Raw genomic sequence first — 16266 nt, 5'->3', positions numbered from 1 at the left:
GGCCGGGCGCGATACCGTGGCGACCATGGAGAACGCATCCGAGCGGCCGTCCACCTCGGTCGAGGACTACGTGAAGGTCATCTACGACCTGCAGGAGCGCGGTTCCGGCCCGGTGACGATATCGGCGATGGCCGAGCGGCTCTCGGTGTCCAACTCCTCGGTTTCGGGCATGCTGCGCAAACTCGGCGAGCTGGGGCTGGTGTCCCACCGCCGCTACGGCGACGTGCGCCTCACCGAGACCGGCGACAAGGCGGCCCTGGCCGTCCTGCGCCGCCACCGGCTGCTGGAGACCTACCTGGTCGAGGCGCTGGGCTACTCCTGGGACGAGGTCCACGACGAGGCCGAGATCCTCGAGCACGTCGTCTCCGACCGGTTCGTCGACCGCATCGCCGCCTACCTGGGCGACCCGGCCGTCGACCCGCACGGCGACCCCATCCCCACCCGCGAGGGAAGCGTGCCCGAGCGCGAGACCCAGTTGCTCTCGGCCGCGGACGAGGGCACCACCGGCGTCATCGTGCGGGTCAACGACTCCGATCCCGACCTGCTGCGCCATCTCGCCGAGCAGGACATCGGCATCGGCATGCGCGTCGAGCTGGTGGAGCGCCGGCCCTTCGGCGGGCCGCTGATCGTGCGCACCGGCGCCCCCGGCGAGCAGCGCGAGCAGGCACTGGGACTGGTCGCCGCCGAAGCGGTGTGGGTCGCGCCCGCGCACGAGCACGGCCACACCGGCGGCGGCTCCGGCGAGGGAGAGCGGGGCCCGTCGCGCCCGCGGTCCTGACGGCCGCCCCGCGCATCCCCCGGCCGCCGGCCTCACGCGGGCACGTGCGGCATCTGCGCCTCAGGGTAGCGCTCGCCCGCCGCGGCGCCGCGCGGCACCGCCTTCTCGATCTCCGCGGCCTCCTCGGCGGTCAGCCCGGACGCCGCCGCGCTCAGGGACTCGGCGAGGCGCTCGCGCCGGCGCGCGCCCACCAGCGGCACGATGTCGTCGCCGCGCGCGGCGACCCAGGCGATGGCCGCCTGGGCGGGGGTGAGGCCCTTGGCCTCGGCGGCGGAGCGCAGCGCCTCGACCAGCTCCAGGTTGTGCTGCACGTTCCCGTCGCGGAACCGCGGGCTGGCGGCGCGGAAGTCGCCGGGCCCCAGGTCGCGCCCGCTGCTCCAGTGGCCCGAGAGCAGTCCGCGGGAGAGGACGCCGTAGGCGGTCACGCTGACGCCCAGCTCGCGGGCGGTGGGCAGGATCTCGTCCTCGACGCCGCGCGACAGGAGCGAGTACTCGATTTGCAGGTCGGAGATGGGGTGGACGGCTGCGGCGCGCCGCAGCGTCTGCGCGCCGACCTCCGACAGCCCGATGTGGCGCACGTAGCCTGCCTCGACCATCTCGGCGATGGCCCCCACCGTCTCCTCCACCGGTACCGCGGGGTCGAGGCGGGCGGGGCGGTAGACGTCGATGTGGTCGGTGCCCAGGCGGCGCAGTGAGTAGGCGAGGAAGTTGCGCACCGCCTCGGGCCGGGCGTCGCTGCCCGACCAGGCGCCGTCAGGGCCGCGCAGGGCACCGAACTTCACGCTGATGACGGCGTTGCCGCGGTCGCGCTCCCGCAGCGCGTCCCTCAGCAGCATCTCGTTGTCGCCCATGCCGTAGAAGTCGCCGGTGTCGAGCAGGGTGACACCGGCGTCCAGCGCGTCGTGCACGGTGGCCACCGCCTCGTCGCGGTCGGCCGGGCCGTAGAGGTCGGACATGCCCATCATCCCCAGGCCCAGGGCCGAGACCTGCGGTCCGGTGCTGCCCAGTCGGCGCGTCTCCATGGTCGCCATGACGGTCCTAACGTCGATATCCGATATTGGCTAACGGTGATACGTTATCATCGATATCAAGGGCATGGTTGCACCGATCGCATGCCGGATCACCCGGATCACCGGGCGGCGCCGGTGCGCCGCGAATGCCGGCGGGGGCGGCGGGTAGTCGGCGGGTGAACGCCCGGTGCCCTGATCCGGTCCTGCGTGCAGCGCCGGAGTGTGCGGCCACCGGGGCGGCGACCGAGCGAAAGGAGACCCCGATGGCGGTTCTGCACGACATCGAAGGGCTGAAGCGCATCCTGTCCGGTCTGGACTTTCCCGTGGGCAAGGACCGGATCGTGGAGTACGCCCAGGAGCAGGGCGCCGACCGGTTCCTCCTCAGCGCCCTGCAGGCCATGCCGAGGGCGGACTTCAACGAGCCGAACGAGGTGCTGCGCGCCGTGCCCCAGGACGAGCTCGGCGGGCAGAAGCGCGACGAGTCCGACCGCGCTCAGCAGCGCAGGCACCACACCAAGCCCGGCGTTTCCGAGCGCGCCAAGGAGACCGGGCCGGTCAACCCCATCGAGGAGGAGTTGGGCGAGAACCGCGGCTCCTGACGCCGTGTGCCGCGCGCCGTGCGCCGCGCGCGGCGATGGGGCAGTCGCCGCAGACCGCGCCGGCGGCGGCCCGGTAGTACAGGCAGCAGGTGGTGCGGGTGAACGCCCCGGGGCCCGGCGCAGCGTGGGCGAAGCCGCCCAGCCCGCGCAACGGCGGCCGCCCCAGCAGGAGGCGGGCCAGCGCGTAGGCGTCGGCGGCGTGTTCGGGCCGGGCCTCCGCAAGCGTCGCTGCCGCTCCCGCCAGCGCCGAGGCCGCATTGCCGTAGAGCAGGCGCGGCGCCAGCCGCGCGTGTGCGCGCACCGCGTCGGCGAGGGGCGTCAGCACGGCGCCGACGACGTGTTCGGCCACCAGGTCGGCGGCCTCCTCGGCGCGCGGGCGGTCCCCGGCCGCGGCGGCGCCGGCGCCCTCGCCGAGCGCGAGGCGCAGCCGTCCGTCGGCCGCATACCAGCGCAGTGCCGCGGCCGGTGCGAGGACGCCGTGACACAGCACGGCGGCCACTTGGGGCGAGAGCAGCCGTGAGGCCAGCCCCTGGTAGGCAAGGGAAGCCGCGGTGCGCTGCTCGACCGCGGCGATCGGGCGCCCGATCGCCGCGGCCAGCCCGGCGCGCACGGCCGCCACCTCGCCCTCCAGCAGCCGGCCGCGCTCCCACAGCGCGGGCAGCGGGTGCCGCGCGCCCGCTGCCGCCGGACCGGTCTCGACGGCGAAGAAGGCGTTGACGGCGCCGGCGTCGGCCAGCGCCGCGCGCAGGGCGGGGTCGATGGTCAGTGCCTCCGGTCGAACACCGAGTCGCGGACCGGCGGCACCGGAGAGCGGCTCGGCCGCCGAGCGTCGTCGTCCTCGGCGGGTGAGAGCAGCAGTATCAGGGAGATGACCATCAGCAGCAAGCCCAGGCCCACGAACACCGGCAGGAAGAAGTCCATCATGGCGGCGCCCGAGGGCTCGGCGTCGAACGGGGTCTGGGGGAGCGCGGTGACGCTCATGCCGAACATCGCGGTGTAGTGCACGGCCGAGACGGCTGCCGCCATGACCAGCGAGCCCAGCAGCGTCGCCGCCGGCCCCTGTAGCCGCAGAGAGAACAGCAGGACCAGGGCGGAGGCGGCCAAGGCGACGACCGCGGCGGCGGCCGTGTAGAACGGGTCGTGGACCGCGTCGGCCTGCATCCGGATGGAGGCCATGCCGGTGTAGTGCATCGCCACCACGCCCAGACCCATGACCGCCCCGCCGCCCGGTATCGCGAGCCGGCCGGGGCGGACGGTGGTCCAGAACAGGGCGGCGGACACGGCGGCGACGGCGAGCAGCCCGCTGAGCACGGTCAGCACCACGTCGTAGCGCAGCGTGAGCGACTGCACCGAGGAGCCCATCATCGCGATGAAGTGCATCGCCCAGATCCCGGCGGCGCCCAGGGAGACCGAGGCCAAGACGAGCCACCCTGCGCGGACGCCGCCGGTGCTGCTCCGTGCGCGCGCCGCCGTCTGCAGGCCGATGAAGGAGCCGATGAAGGAGACGGCGTAGGCGATGGCGGGCGTCGTCCACCCGTAGGTGAAGTGTTCGATCATGAGGGACGTCCTGAGGGGGAAGTTCATCCCGATTTGGGGTTAATAAGGGAAGAGGAAAGCAACCGTAGTGGCGTGCTGGAACGGTGTCGGGGGGTGCCCGGTGTCCGTATGCGGCCACCGGTCCGCGGGTGTCCGCCGCGGTGCCGCGAGGTCGGAGTGCGGTGGGGTGTACGGGCTCCTTGTGGGGCCGGTAGGACCGGCGGGTCCGGTGTGCCGGGGTGCTGGGGCGGCCGTGGCCGGCGCCTTCGGCATGTGTGCGGCGCCCCCGGGTGACAAACCGGGTGAATCGTGGTTTAGGGTAGCCTCACCTTGCTGTTGAGGCGATAGTTGTGTCCCTGACCTGAGAAAGGCCCCACCCATGCCTTCGCTGACGAGGGCTCCGGCCCCCCTTGCCCGAATCGCCCTGGTCGCGGCCGCGGCCCTGGCCGCCGCCGGCTGCGGAGCCCCCTCCGGATCCGACAACGACTCCGGCGGCTCCGGGGGCGACTGGTCGCCGGTGACCATCGAGCACGCCCACGGCTCCACCACGATCGAGCAGAAGCCCGAGCGCATCGTCACCGTGGGCTGGTCCGACGAGGCCACCCTGCTGGAGCTGGGCATCGTCCCGGTGGGTATGAACGCCTCCACCTACGCCGGCGACGAGGAGGGCTACCTGCCCTGGGACCTCGCGAAGATCGAGGAGATGGGCGCGGAAAAGCCCGAGCTGGTCAACACCGACGACGGCATCTCCGCCGAGCAGGTCGCCAACCTCGCCCCCGACCTGGTGCTGGGCGTGCAGTCGGGGATGACGCAGAAGGAGTACAAGCAGCTCTCCGAGGTCGCCCCCACCATCCCCTACCTCGAGGAGCCCTGGATGACCGGCTGGCAGGAGCAGACGGTCACCATCGGCAAGGCCGTCGGCAAGGAGGAGGAGGCCCGCGAGATCGCGGACGAGACCGCCTCCTACATCGACGGGCTGTCCGAGAAGCACCCCGAGTTCGAGGGCACGAGCTACGCCGTGGGCACGCTCATCCCCTCCACCGGCGAGTTCGGCTTCTACGTCGAGAAGGACGCCCGCGTCGTCATCATGAACCAGCTCGGTCTCCAGCCGGCCGGCTTCACCGACGACCTGTCCGTGGCCGACGGCCAGTTCTACGGGACGCTCAGCCAGGAGAACTCCGACAAGGTCGACGCCGACGTGCTCGTCATGTGGTTCAACAGCGACCAGGAGCGCAAGAAGATGGAGGACAACCCCGTCTTCCAGAAGATCGACGCGGTCCAGGACGACGCCTACGTCGGCTACGTGGACCCGGCCAAGTCGATGGCGATCTCCACTCCCAACCCGCTGACCATCCCCTGGGTGATGGACGGTTTCGTCGAGGACCTCGGCAAGGCCGCCGAGGGCGGGGCCGACGCCTCCGCCTGACGCGAACGGCCCGTTGGGGCATGCCCCCGGCACCGCAGAAGGGCGCCCCCTCTGCGACCGCATCCGCCGATGCGGCCCGCGGCGGGGGCGCCCGCTTCTCGCGGGGGCCGTTCGCCTGCCCGAACAGGCCCGCCTATGGTATTAGTTAGGCGTGCCGAACATCGAAGATCGCCACGGCTCAATCCGCTCCGCCGCAGCGGCCGCGGCCGCCGCGGCGGCGGTGCTGGCGGCGACCACCGCCTGCGCCCTGTCGGAGCCGGCCGCCGAGGACGGCGGACTCACCGTGGTGACCACCTTCACCGTGCTGGCCGACATGGTCCGCAACGTCGCCGGCGACCGGGTCGAGGTCGTCTCGATCACCCGCCCCGGGTCCGAGATCCACGCCTACGAGCCCACCCCCGACGACCTCGTGCGCGGCGCCGGCGCCGACCTCGTCGTGCACAACGGCCTCGGGCTGGAAGGCTGGTTCGCCCAGTTCACCGAACGCATCGACGCCCCCACCGCAACCGCCTCCGAAGGCGTCGAGACGATCCCCATCACCGCCGGGGGCTACCAAGGCGAACCCAACCCGCACGCCTGGATGTCCCCGGACAACGCCGGGGTCTACGTCGACAACATCGCCGACGCGCTCAGCGAACTCGACCCCGCCCGCGCCGAGGACTACACCGCCGATGCCGAGGACTACAAGCGCAGCATCGGGCGGATCGGCGAGGAGCTCGCCGGCGACCTGTCCCGCGTCCCCCCGTCCCAGCGCGCCCTGGTCACCTGCGAGGGCGCCTTCTCCTACCTGGCGCGCGACGCCGGCTTGAGCGAGCGCTACCTGTGGGCCGTCAACGCCGACACCCAGGCCACCCCGCGCCAGGTCGCCTCCGTCGTGGAGTTCGTCCGCGACAACGACGTGCCCACCGTCTTCTGCGAGACCACCGTCAACGCCGGCTCCCAGCGCCAGGTGGCCGATGAGAGCGGCGCCGAGCTCGGGCCCGCCCTCTACGTCGACTCCCTGTCCAAGCCCGGCGGCCCCGTTCCCACCTACCTGGACCTGCTGCGCTACGACACCGAGGCCATCGCCTCCGGACTCACCCGCCAGGAGGACGCGTGAACGCAACCGAGCCCGAGGCGGCCGGGGCGGCCCGGCAGGCGCCCGGGCCCTCCGCACCGCCCGCCGTCCGCACCGACGGCGTGACCGTGCGCTACGGCGAGGTCCTCGCCCTGGAGGACGTCACACTGAGCGTGGGCCGGGGCCGCATCTGCGGCCTGCTCGGCGCGAACGGCTCGGGCAAGTCCACCCTGTTCACCGCGATCATGGGTCTGACCGCGGCCGAGTCCGGCAGCGTGCGCATCCTGGGCGCCGACCCCGCCGCCGCCCGCAAGCGCGGGCTGGTCGGCTACGTGCCCCAGTCCGAGCAGGTCGACTGGGCCTTCCCGGTTCGCGTGTCCGACGTGGTGATGATGGGCCGCTACGGCCGCATGGGCCCGGCCCGGCGGCCGCGCCGCGCCGACCGCGCCGCCGTCGCGCAGGCCCTGGAGCGCACCGGGCTGTCCGACCTGGCCCACCGTCAGATCGGCGCCCTCTCCGGCGGGCAGCGCAAGCGCGCGTTCGTGGCCCGCGGCATCGCCCAGGGCGCCCGCGTGTTCCTGCTCGACGAACCCTTCGCCGGCGTCGACAAGCGCTCCGAGGCCACCATCACCGAGGTGCTGTCGGGCATGCGCGACGAGGGCCACACCCTGCTCGTCTCCACCCACGACCTGGCCGGGGTGCCCGACCTGTGCGACGAGGCCGTGCTGCTGCAGCACCGCCTCCTCGCCCACGGGCCGCCCACCGACGTGCTCACGCCCCAGCGGCTGCTGGAGGCCTTCGGCATCGCGGCGCACGCCGAAGGCAGTGCCGCGTGAACCTGCTCGCCGAGTTCTTCGCCGTTCCGCTGCAGTTCGACTTCATGCAGCGGGCGCTGCTGGTCAGTGTCGTGGCCGGAGTCGTCTGCGCCCTGCTGTCCTGCTGGATGACGCTGACCGGGTGGTCGCTGCTGGGCGACGCGGTCTCCCACGCCGTGCTGCCCGGAGTCGTGCTCTCCTACCTGCTCGGACTGCCCTTCGCCGTGGGCGCGCTCGTCTTCGGCGCGGGCTCGGTCGCCCTGATCGGCGCGGTCAACCGCACCTCCCGCATCAAGGAGGACGCGGCGATCGGCATCGTGTTCACCGCCATGTTCGGCATCGGCGTGGTGCTGATCTCCCGCATCCCCTCCCAGACCGACCTGATGCACATCCTCTTCGGCAACGTCCTGGGCGTATCCGACTCCGAGATCGTGCAGATCCTGGCCATGGCGGCGCTGACGCTCGCCGTGGTACTGGCCAAGCACCGCGACCTCACCCTCTACGCCTTCGACCCGGTCCACGCCCACGCCATCGGCCTGAGCCCGCGCCGCCTGGAGGCGCTCCTGCTGGCGCTGCTCTCGGTGACCGTGGTCGTCGCGCTGCAGGCGGTCGGCATCATCCTGGTCGTGGCGATGGTCGTGATCCCCGGCGCGACCGCCTACCTGCTCACCGACCGGTTCGAGCGCATGCTCGCCATCGCCGCGGCGGTCTCGGCGACCGCCTCGGTCCTGGGCACCTACGCCAGCTTCCACGCCGACATCGCCACCGGCGGCGCCATCGTGGTGGCCCAGGCGTGCGGGTTCGTGCTGGCCTACCTGTTCGCGCCCCGACACGGCGTCCTCGCCCGCCGGCTGCGCCGCACTCCGGTCCGCACGGGCTGACCAGGGGAGCCGCGGCGGCGCGCGCCCGCCGCGGCTCCCAGTCGATCTCACCGCGGCCCGCCGGCGACGGTGAGCGCTCCGTTTCGCGAGTGTTACGGCAGGACACGCCCCGGCAACCCCGGCTGCATACCTTCGGTCGCATCAGGCGAAGCCAGGTGTCGACCGAGGAAGGCCAGGCCGTGACCGCACAGAGCACGACGACCCGGAACAGCGCCGGCGGGCGCTGGATCGACCACTGGGCGCCCGAGGACACCGCGTTCTGGAACACGACGGGGCGGCGGGTGGCCAACCGCAACCTGTGGGCCTCGATCCTCGCTGAGCACATCGGGTTCTCGGTGTGGAGCCTGTGGTCGGTGCTGACCCTGTTCATGACCCCCGAGACCGGGTTCGACTACACCCCGGCGCAGAAGTTCCTGCTGGTCTCGGTCGTCTCCCTGGTCGGCGCGATCCTGCGGGTGCCCTACACCCTGGCCGTTCCCAGGTTCGGCGGGCGCAACTGGACGCTGGTCTCGGCGGGTGCGCTGCTGGTGCCCACCGCGCTGGCGGTGGTGCTCATCCAGCGGCCCGACACCCCCTTCTGGCTGTTTCTGGTGCTGGCGGCCACCGCCGGGCTGGGCGGGGGGAACTTCTCCTCGTCGATGGCCAACATCAACTCCTTCTTCCCCGAGCGCAGCAAGGGCTGGGCGCTGGGGCTCAACGCCGGCGGCGGCAACGTCGGCGTGGCCACCGTCCAGCTCGCCGGGCTGGGCGTCATCGCCGCCTTCGGCGCCGCCCAGGGCCACCTGCTGGCCGCGCTCTACATCCCCCTGCTGCTGGTGGCCGCGGCCGTGGCCTGGACGCGCATGGACAACCTCACCGGCGCCCGTGCCGACGCGGGCGCCCAGATCGCCGCCGCCAAGGACCGCCACTTCTGGATCATGTCCTTCCTCTACGTCGGCACCTTCGGCTCGTTCATCGGGTTCTCCTTCGCCTTCGGGCTGCTGCTGCAGAACCAGTTCGGCCGCACCCCGCTGGAGGCCGCCACCGTGACCTTCCTCGGCCCGCTGCTGGGCTCGCTGATCCGCCCACTCGGCGGGCGGCTCGCCGACCGGTTCGGCGGGGCGCGGGTGAGTCTTGTGAACTTCGGCGCGATGGCGGCGGGCACCGCTGTGATCGTGAGTGCCTCGCTGCAGGAGTCGCTGGCACTGTTCACCGCCGGGTTCATCGTCCTGTTCCTGCTCACCGGCATCGGCAACGGCTCGACCTACAAGATGATCCCGGCCGTCTACGCCGCCCGGGCCGAGAACGAGATCGCCGCCGGGGTGCCCGCGCAGCAGGCCCACGCCGAGAACAAGCGCATCTCCGGCGCGGTGCTGGGCCTGGTCGGGGCGTCCGGCGCCCTGGGCGGCGTGGCCATCAACCTGGCCTTCCGCCAGTCGTTCCTGAGCTTCGGCGACGCGATCCCCGCCTACGGGGCCTTCCTCGTCTTCTACCTGGTCTGCCTGGGTGTGGTCTACCGGGTCTATGTGCGCCGCCCCCGGGGCGGCGCCGGCGCCCCGCCCGCTCCGGCCCCGGCCGAACCCCCTCGGGCCGAGACCGGCGGTGCGGGGCGATGAGCACGGCCACCCACTGCCCCTACTGCGCGCTGCAGTGTGCGATGCATGTGGAGGCGGGCCCGGACGGGCAACCGGCGGTGCGGCCCGCGGACTTCCCCACCAACCGGGGCGGGCTGTGCCGCAAGGGCTGGAGTGCGGCCCAGCTGCTGCACTCGCCCCAGCGCCTGGTGCGGCCGCTGGTGCGCACCGGCGGCACGGGGGAGTTCGCCGAGACCGGCTGGGACGAGGCGCTGGACTTCGTGGCCGGCCGCATGGCGGGGGTGCGCGAGCAGCACGGCCCGGACGCGGTGGCGGTCTTCGGCAGCGGCGGACTGACCAACGAGAAGTCCTACCTGCTGGGCAAGTTCGCGCGCCTGGCGCTGGGCACCTCCCGGATCGACTACAACGGCCGGTTCTGCATGTCCTCGGCCGCCGCGGCGGGCATCCGGGCCTTCGGCCTGGACCGGGGGCTGGGGTTCCCGCTGCCCGATGTGGCCTCCGCCGAGGTGGTGCTCCTGGCCGGGGCGAACCCGGCCGAGACCATGCCGCCGATGATGGGCCACCTCTCGGGGCCGCGGCTGATCGTGGTCGACCCGCGGCGCTCGGCCACGGCCGAATTCGCTCGGGAACGCGGAGGGCTGCACCTGGCGCCGCGCCCGGGCACGGACCTGGCGCTGGCACTGGGGCTGCTGCATTCGGCCCGCGCCCAGGACCTGCTGGACGGCGACTACATCGGTGCGCGCACCAGCGGCTTCGACGAGGCGTGGAAGTACGCGGCCGCGTTCTGGCCCGAGCGGACCGAGCAGGTCACCGGGGTTCCGGCGCATCTGGTGCGCGCGGCCGCCCGAGCGCTGGGCACCGCCCGGGGGGCCTATGTGCTGACCGGGCGCGGCGCCGAGCAGCACGCCACGGGCACCGACACCGTCTCGGCCTGGATCAACCTGGCGCTGGCGCTGGGTTTGTGCGGGCGTGCGGGGTCGGGCTACGGCTGCATCACGGGCCAGGGCAACGGGCAGGGCGGGCGCGAGCACGGGCAGAAGGCCGACCAGCTGCCGGGCTACCGCAGGATCGACGACCCGGCCGCCCGCGCGCACGTGGCGGGCGTGTGGGGGGTCGATGCCGGCGAGCTGCCCGGTCCGGGTCCCAGCGCGTTCGAGCTGCTGGATTCGCTGGGCACCGCGGCCGGGCCCAAGGCCCTGCTGCTGATGGGGTCCAATCCCGCGGTTTCGGCGCCGGAGGCAGGGCGTGTCCGAGACCGGTTGTCCGCCTTGGATCTGTTGGTGACCTGCGACTTCGTGATGTCGGAAACCGCGGCGATGGCCGATGTGGTGCTGCCGGTGGCCCAGTGGGCCGAGGAGACCGGAACGATGACCAACCTGGAGGGGCGCCTCCTGCGGCGCCGTGCCGTGCTCGACCCGCCGCCCGGGGTGCGCACCGACCTGGAGGTCATCAGCGGCCTGGCGCGGCGGTTGGGCCAGCCCGATCAGCGCTTTCCGGCCGGGGCGGACGCGGTTCTGGCCGAGCTGGGCCGGGCCTCGGCCGGGGGCGGGGCGGACTACGCGGGGGTGAGCCCGCAGCGGCTGGAGGCGGGCGAGGAGCTGTTCTGGCCGGTGCCCGGGCCGGGGGCCGGCACACCGCGGATGTTTTTGGAGGGTTTCGCCCATGCGGACGGGCGGGCGCGGTTCGCGGCGGTGGGCCACCGGGGCGCCGCTGAGGAGGCCGACGCGCAGTTCCCGCTGATCGCGACGACGGGCCGGTTGATGGGCCATTACCAGTCGGGGGCCCAGACGCGGCGTATCGGCGAGTTGGCTGAGGCCGAGCCGGAGGCCTGTGTGGAGGTCCATCCTGACACCGGTGCCCGTGCGGGGCTGGACGACGGGGGCTGGGCGCGGGTGGTGTCGCGGCGCGGGGCGACGCTGGCGCGGGTGCGCTACCGGGCCGGCGCGCGGACCGACACGGTGTTCCTGCCGTTCCATTACGGCGGGGAGCAGGCGGCCAACAATCTGACCAACCCGGTGCTGGATCCGGTGAGCCGGATGCCGGAGTTCAAGGTCAGCGCCGTTCGGCTGGAGCGCTCCGACCCTCCGCAGGACGCACGCGCCGCCTCCTCCCAGAACGCAGGCGCCGCCGCCCCGGCCGCGGGCGCCGGAGCCGGGCGACGCGGCCCGGCCCGCCCCGCCGGCGGCTGAGACCCTGCCGCCCCTGAGCCGAGGAGAGACCGGGAGCCGGTGCCCGCGAGCCCGGCACCCCGAAGCAAAGGTCCCATAGGAAAGGAGGCCGGTGCCCGCGCGGCGCACCGCTCGCCGCGGCCGGCACCGACACGCCATGGTCCAACACACCGCGCGCCGCATCGTGGTGATCGGCAACGGCATGGTCGGCGCCCGCTTCGCCGAGGAGGTCGCCCGGCGCGATCCCGTCGGCGAGCGCGTCGGCGTCACCGTCGTGGGCGCCGAGGACGAGGCCGCCTACAACCGCGTCCTTCTGCCCGGAGTCCTCGCCGGTCGCTACGCGCCCGAGGACATCCGCCTGCCCGTGCCAGAAGCCCCCTCGATGGCGGTGCGCACCGGAACCGCCGCCGTCGCGCTGGAGCCCGCCCGGCGCCGGGTGGCCCTGGACGACGGCACCGGCCTGGACTACGACGACCTCGTACTGGCCACCGGAGCCCGGGCCGCGTTCCCTCCCATCCCCGGTTTGGCCGCCGCCGACGGCGCCCCCGAACAGGGTGTCACCGCCCTGCGCGACCTCGCCGACTGCCGCCGCCTGTCCGCTCTGGCCCGTCCGGGCGGGCCCGTCGTCGTACTCGGCGGCGGCGTGCTCGGCCTGGAGGCCGCCCGAGCGCTGGCCGAGCGCGGCATGCGCGTCTCGCTCGTGGAGTCCTCGCCCTGGATCATGCGCCGCCAGATCGACCGGCCCGCCGCCCGGATCCTCGCCGAGCAGTACGGCGTCCTCGGCGTGGCCGTGCACTCCTGGCGCGTGGCCGCCCGCTGGCTGCCCGGCACCGGGCTGGAGCTCGACGACGGCCGTGTCCTGGCCGGCGACGCCCTCGTGGTCACCGCCGGGGTCAAGGCCAACACCGGGCTCGCCGCTCGCGCCGGGATCGAGGCCGAGCACGGCGTCCTCGTCGACGACACCCTGGCCACCGACGACCCCCGGGTGCACGCCATCGGCGACTGCGCCCAGCACCCCGGCGGCGGCGCCGGACTCGTCCAGCCCGGCTGGGAGCAGGCCGCCGTACTCGCCGACCGCCTCACCGGCACCCGCCCCGAGGCCCGCTACACCGGCGCGCGCCCCGTCACCCGCCTCAAGGCCGAAGGCATCGAGCTCACCAGCATGGGCGAGGCCGAGGCCGACGACACCGCCGAGACCGTCACCATCGCCGACGCCCACGGCGGCCGCTACGCCAAGCTCTCGGTGCGGGGGGAGCGGATCGTCGGCGCCGTGCTGCTCGGCTTCGCCGACCCCGCCGCCGAGATCGCCCGGATGTACGACGACGGCGCCCCGGTGCCCGCCGACCGCCTCGCCCTGCTCACCGGCCGCCCCGCACCCGAAACCGAGGAGACCGGCGCCGGCGCCGCCGACCCCCTCGTATGCCGGTGCAACGCCGTCACCCGCGCCGGCGTGGAGGCCGCCTGGCTCGACGGCGCCCGCACCCGCCCCGACATCGCCGCCGCCACCCGCGCCACCACCGGCTGCGGCGGCTGCACCCGCGACGTCGACGCCCTGCTCGCCGGCTGGAACGACGCCCGCCCCGTCCCCGCCCCCTGACCGCGGCTCCCCGGCCGCGGCCCGGCCCGGCGCGCCGCGCCGCGCCCGCGCTCCCACGCGGCCGCGAACGGTCACGGCGTTCACCAGCGCGCCACCTGCGATGACAGGGAAACGAAACACCTCCTTCACGGACGGCTGACGGTCGCGAAACACGCCCCGGGTTGCCTGAAAGGCACAGAGCAGCGACCTTCCGCGCTCGGCGCCCCGCCCACCAGCGAGGAGAAGAACCCGGCATGAGACAGCTCGTGGTCATCGGAAACGGCATGGTCGGACACCGCCTCGTCGAGGCCGTCCTCAGCCGCGACGCCGGCACCCCCTGGCACATCACGGTCCTGGGCGAGGAGCCCCGGCCCGCCTACGACCGCGTCGCCCTGTCCTCCTACTTCGACGGAGCCGGCGAGGAGGAGCTGCGCCTTGCCGACCTCCGGCGCCACCCCGGCGTCGAGCTGCTGCTGGGCGAGCCCGCCACCGCGATCGACCGCGCCGGGCGAACCGTGACCACCGCGGCCGGCCGGGTGCTGGGCTACGACGCGCTGGTGCTAGCCACCGGCTCGTCGGCGTTCGTGCCGCCGGTACCCGGCCGCGACCTGCCCGGCTGCCACGTCTACCGCACCATCGAGGACCTGGAGCACATCACCGCCACCGCGCAGGCCGCCACCGGACGCGCGGACGCGGCGGGCGTCGTCATCGGCGGCGGTCTGCTCGGCCTGGAGGCCGCCAACGCGCTCAAGCTGCTGGGCATGCAGCCCCACGTGGTCGAGATGGCGCCGTGGCTGATGCCCCGCCAAGTCGACGAGGGCGGGGGAGCGGTCCTGGGCCGCCTCGTCGCCGACACCGGCGTCGCCTGCCACACCGCCGCCGCTCTCACCGGCATCGAACCCGCCCCGCACGGCGGCGGCCTGCGCGTACTGCTGGGCGAGCCGGGGCCCGACCGGCGCAGCGTCGACGCCGGCATCGTCGTCTTCTCCGTAGGCGTGCGCCCCCGCGACGAGCTCGCCCGCGCCGCCGGCCTGGAGACCGGTCCCCGCGGCGGCGTCGCCGTCGACTCCGCCTGCCGCACCGGCGACCCGCACATCTACGCCGTGGGCGAGTGCGCCAGCGCCCAAGGCACCGTCTACGGCCTCATCGCCCCCGGCAACGCCATGGCCGAGGTCGCCGCCGAGAACATCGCCGGAGGCACGGCCGTGTTCTCCGGCGGCGACACCTCCACCAAGCTCAAGCTGCTGGGCGTGGACGTGGCCAGCTTCGGCGACGCCCAGGGCGACACCGACGGTGCCCTGGAAGTCGTGCTCAACGACGCGCCCGGCGGCCGCTACGCCAAGCTCGTGGTCTCCGACGACGCCACAACCCTGCTCGGCGGCGTCCTCGTCGGCGACGCCTCGGCCTACGCCGGACTGCGCCCCCTGGTCGGCCGCGATCTGCCCGGCGACCCCCTCGGCCTCATCGCCCCCGACCGCGGCGGCTCCGGAGGCGGCGCCGGCGTGGCAGCCCTGCCCGACGACGCCCAGGTCTGCTCCTGCAACGCCGTCACCAAGAGCGCGATCCGCACGGCCATCGCCGAGGGCAGCACCGACATCCCCGCCGTCAAGGCCTGCACCCGGGCCGGCACCAGCTGCGGCTCCTGCGTGCCGATGCTGAAGAGCCTGCTCGCCGACTCCGGCATCGAGCAGTCCAGCGCCCTGTGCGAGCACTTCGACCACTCCCGCGCCGCACTCGTCGAGATCGTCACCGCCACCGGCGTCGCCACCTTCTCCGAGCTCATCGCCCGCCACGGTCGGGGCCGCGGCTGCGACGTCTGCAAGCCCGCCGTGGCCTCCATCCTCGCCTCGCTGGGCGGCGGCCACATCCTGGAGGGCGAGCAGGCCGCCCTGCAGGACACCAACGACCACTTCCTGGCCAACATCCAGCGCAACGGCACCTACTCGGTCGTGCCGCGCGTGCCCGGCGGCGAGATCACCCCGGACCGGCTCATCGCCATTGGCGAGGTCGCCCGCGAGTTCGGCCTCTACACCAAGATCACCGGCGCTCAGCGCATCGACCTGCTCGGCGCCCGCGTCGAGCAGCTCCCGGCCGTGTGGGCCCGGCTCGTCGACGCCGGCTTCGAGTCGGGCCACGCCTACGGCAAGGCGCTGCGCACGGTGAAGTCGTGCGTGGGCAGCACCTGGTGCCGCTACGGGGTGCAGGACTCGGTGGCAATGGCGATCCGGCTGGAGCTGCGCTACCGGGGCCTGCGCTCACCGCACAAGCTCAAGTCCGCGGTCTCGGGCTGCGCGCGCGAGTGCGCCGAGGCCCGCGGCAAGGACTTCGGCGTCATCGCCACCGAGCGCGGCTGGAACCTCTACGTCGGCGGCAACGGCGGGTTCACCCCCCGCCACGCCGAACTGCTGGCCGGCGACCTCGACGACGAGACGCTCGTCCGCTACATCGACCGGTTCCTGATGTTCTACATCCGCACCGCCGACCGGCTGCAGCGAACCGCCGCCTGGATCGAGCAGCTCGACGGCGGCCTGGACCACCTGCACGCGGTCGTGGTCGAGGACGGCCTCGGCATCGCCGCCGACCTCGAACAGGCCATGGCGCGCCACACCGCGGGCTACGCCGACGAGTGGCGGGGAGTGCTGGAGGATCCCGAGAAGCTGGCCCGCTTCGTCTCCTTTGCCAACGCTCCGGAGGCCCCCGACCCCACCATCGCCTTCGACGTCGAGCGCGACCAGCCCGTCCCCGCCGGGCCCGTCCCGCTGGGGATGCCGGCCGTGCCCGCCGGCGCCGCAGAACCCGCCGGAGCGCTCGGCTGAGCGCCGCGCCGATCCGATCCGCCCCGGCAC

General features: G+C 73.8%; 13 protein-coding genes. 10 read left to right on the top strand and 3 right to left on the bottom strand.

Going from position 1 to position 16266, the window contains the following annotated elements; genetic code table 11:
- The first annotated feature begins 25 nt into the window (after positions 1–25).
- Positions 26–778 (top strand): metal-dependent transcriptional regulator, encoded by a 753-nt coding sequence (locus RM446_RS16775; protein WP_311546259.1) that lies wholly within the window; start codon positions 26–28, stop codon positions 776–778.
- Between the two features lie 32 nt (positions 779–810).
- Here the strand turns inward: RM446_RS16775 and RM446_RS16770 are convergent, their stop codons facing one another.
- Positions 811–1809 (bottom strand): aldo/keto reductase, encoded by a 999-nt coding sequence (locus RM446_RS16770; RefSeq protein ID WP_311546258.1) that lies wholly within the window; start codon positions 1807–1809, stop codon positions 811–813.
- Positions 1810–2051: 242 nt separating this feature from the next.
- Between RM446_RS16770 and RM446_RS16765 the strand changes: the two genes are divergently transcribed.
- Positions 2052–2387, top strand: coding sequence for a DUF2795 domain-containing protein (locus RM446_RS16765; RefSeq protein ID WP_311546257.1), 336 nt, complete (start codon positions 2052–2054; stop codon positions 2385–2387).
- Here the strand turns inward: RM446_RS16765 and RM446_RS16760 are convergent.
- Together RM446_RS16760 and RM446_RS16755 are read right to left on the bottom strand one after the other, a co-directional pair.
- Positions 2344–3006 (bottom strand): (2Fe-2S)-binding protein, encoded by a 663-nt coding sequence (locus RM446_RS16760; RefSeq protein ID WP_311546256.1) that lies wholly within the window; start codon positions 3004–3006, stop codon positions 2344–2346. The two genes, RM446_RS16765 and RM446_RS16760, sit on opposite strands and share 44 nt — an antisense overlap.
- A 143-nt stretch (positions 3007–3149) precedes the next feature.
- Complete coding sequence (locus RM446_RS16755; RefSeq protein WP_311546255.1) at positions 3150–3944, bottom strand: MHYT domain-containing protein; 795 nt, start codon at positions 3942–3944, stop codon at positions 3150–3152.
- Positions 3945–4302: 358 nt separating this feature from the next.
- On the opposite strand from RM446_RS16755, the gene RM446_RS16750 reads away from it, so the two are divergent.
- The 8 genes from RM446_RS16750 (at position 4303) to nirB (ending at position 16236) form a co-directional block, all read left to right on the top strand.
- The gene (locus RM446_RS16750) at positions 4303–5349 is read left to right on the top strand and encodes an iron-siderophore ABC transporter substrate-binding protein (RefSeq protein WP_311546254.1); all 1047 of its coding nucleotides are present in this window, start codon (positions 4303–4305) and stop codon (positions 5347–5349) included.
- A gap of 151 nt (positions 5350–5500) precedes the next feature.
- On the top strand, positions 5501–6448 hold the full coding sequence (locus RM446_RS16745; RefSeq protein WP_311546253.1) for a metal ABC transporter substrate-binding protein: 948 nt from the start codon (positions 5501–5503) through the stop codon (positions 6446–6448).
- Between the two features lie 80 nt (positions 6449–6528).
- Positions 6529–7242 (top strand): metal ABC transporter ATP-binding protein, encoded by a 714-nt coding sequence (locus RM446_RS16740; protein ID WP_311546321.1) that lies wholly within the window; start codon positions 6529–6531, stop codon positions 7240–7242.
- Positions 7243–7286: 44 nt separating this feature from the next.
- Positions 7287–8102: a metal ABC transporter permease gene (locus RM446_RS16735; RefSeq protein ID WP_311546320.1), complete on the top strand. Its 816-nt coding sequence runs from the start codon at positions 7287–7289 to the stop codon at positions 8100–8102.
- 179 nt (positions 8103–8281) lie between these two features.
- The gene (locus RM446_RS16730; RefSeq protein WP_311546252.1) at positions 8282–9697 is read left to right on the top strand and encodes a nitrate/nitrite transporter; all 1416 of its coding nucleotides are present in this window, start codon (positions 8282–8284) and stop codon (positions 9695–9697) included.
- Positions 9694–11865, top strand: a complete 2172-nt coding sequence (locus tag RM446_RS16725; RefSeq protein WP_311546251.1) for a molybdopterin oxidoreductase family protein — start codon at positions 9694–9696, stop codon at positions 11863–11865. The genes RM446_RS16730 and RM446_RS16725 overlap by 4 nt, the downstream gene beginning before the upstream one ends.
- Positions 11866–12001: 136 nt before the next feature.
- Positions 12002–13441, top strand: coding sequence for an FAD-dependent oxidoreductase (locus tag RM446_RS16720; protein ID WP_311546250.1), 1440 nt, complete (start codon positions 12002–12004; stop codon positions 13439–13441).
- A 233-nt stretch (positions 13442–13674) separates the two neighbouring features.
- Complete coding sequence (gene nirB / locus RM446_RS16715) at positions 13675–16236, top strand: nitrite reductase large subunit NirB (RefSeq protein WP_311546249.1); 2562 nt, start codon at positions 13675–13677, stop codon at positions 16234–16236.
- The last annotated feature ends 30 nt before the right edge of the window (positions 16237–16266 follow it).

Origin of the sequence: Streptomonospora wellingtoniae (assembly GCF_031845375.1) — a bacterium.
GTDB lineage: Bacteria > Actinomycetota > Actinomycetes > Streptosporangiales > Streptosporangiaceae > Streptomonospora > Streptomonospora wellingtoniae.
This window is presented reverse-complemented; position numbering and strand designations above follow the sequence as displayed.

Bases quoted from the DNA above. Each gene is read 5' to 3' on its own strand.
- RM446_RS16775 (WP_311546259.1), top strand. From the start codon at position 26: ATGGAGAACGCATCCGAGCGGCCGTCCACCTCGGTCGAGGACTACGTG.
- RM446_RS16770 (WP_311546258.1), bottom strand. From the start codon at position 1,809: ATGGCGACCATGGAGACGCGCCGACTGGGCAGCACCGGACCGCAGGTC.
- RM446_RS16765 (WP_311546257.1), top strand. From the start codon at position 2,052: ATGGCGGTTCTGCACGACATCGAAGGGCTGAAGCGCATCCTGTCCGGT.
- RM446_RS16755 (WP_311546255.1), bottom strand. From the start codon at position 3,944: ATGATCGAACACTTCACCTACGGGTGGACGACGCCCGCCATCGCCTAC.
- RM446_RS16750 (WP_311546254.1), top strand. From the start codon at position 4,303: ATGCCTTCGCTGACGAGGGCTCCGGCCCCCCTTGCCCGAATCGCCCTG.
- RM446_RS16735 (WP_311546320.1), top strand. From the start codon at position 7,287: ATGCAGCGGGCGCTGCTGGTCAGTGTCGTGGCCGGAGTCGTCTGCGCC.
- RM446_RS16725 (WP_311546251.1), top strand. From the start codon at position 9,694: ATGAGCACGGCCACCCACTGCCCCTACTGCGCGCTGCAGTGTGCGATG.
- RM446_RS16720 (WP_311546250.1), top strand. From the start codon at position 12,002: ATGGTCCAACACACCGCGCGCCGCATCGTGGTGATCGGCAACGGCATG.
- nirB (WP_311546249.1), top strand. From the start codon at position 13,675: ATGAGACAGCTCGTGGTCATCGGAAACGGCATGGTCGGACACCGCCTC.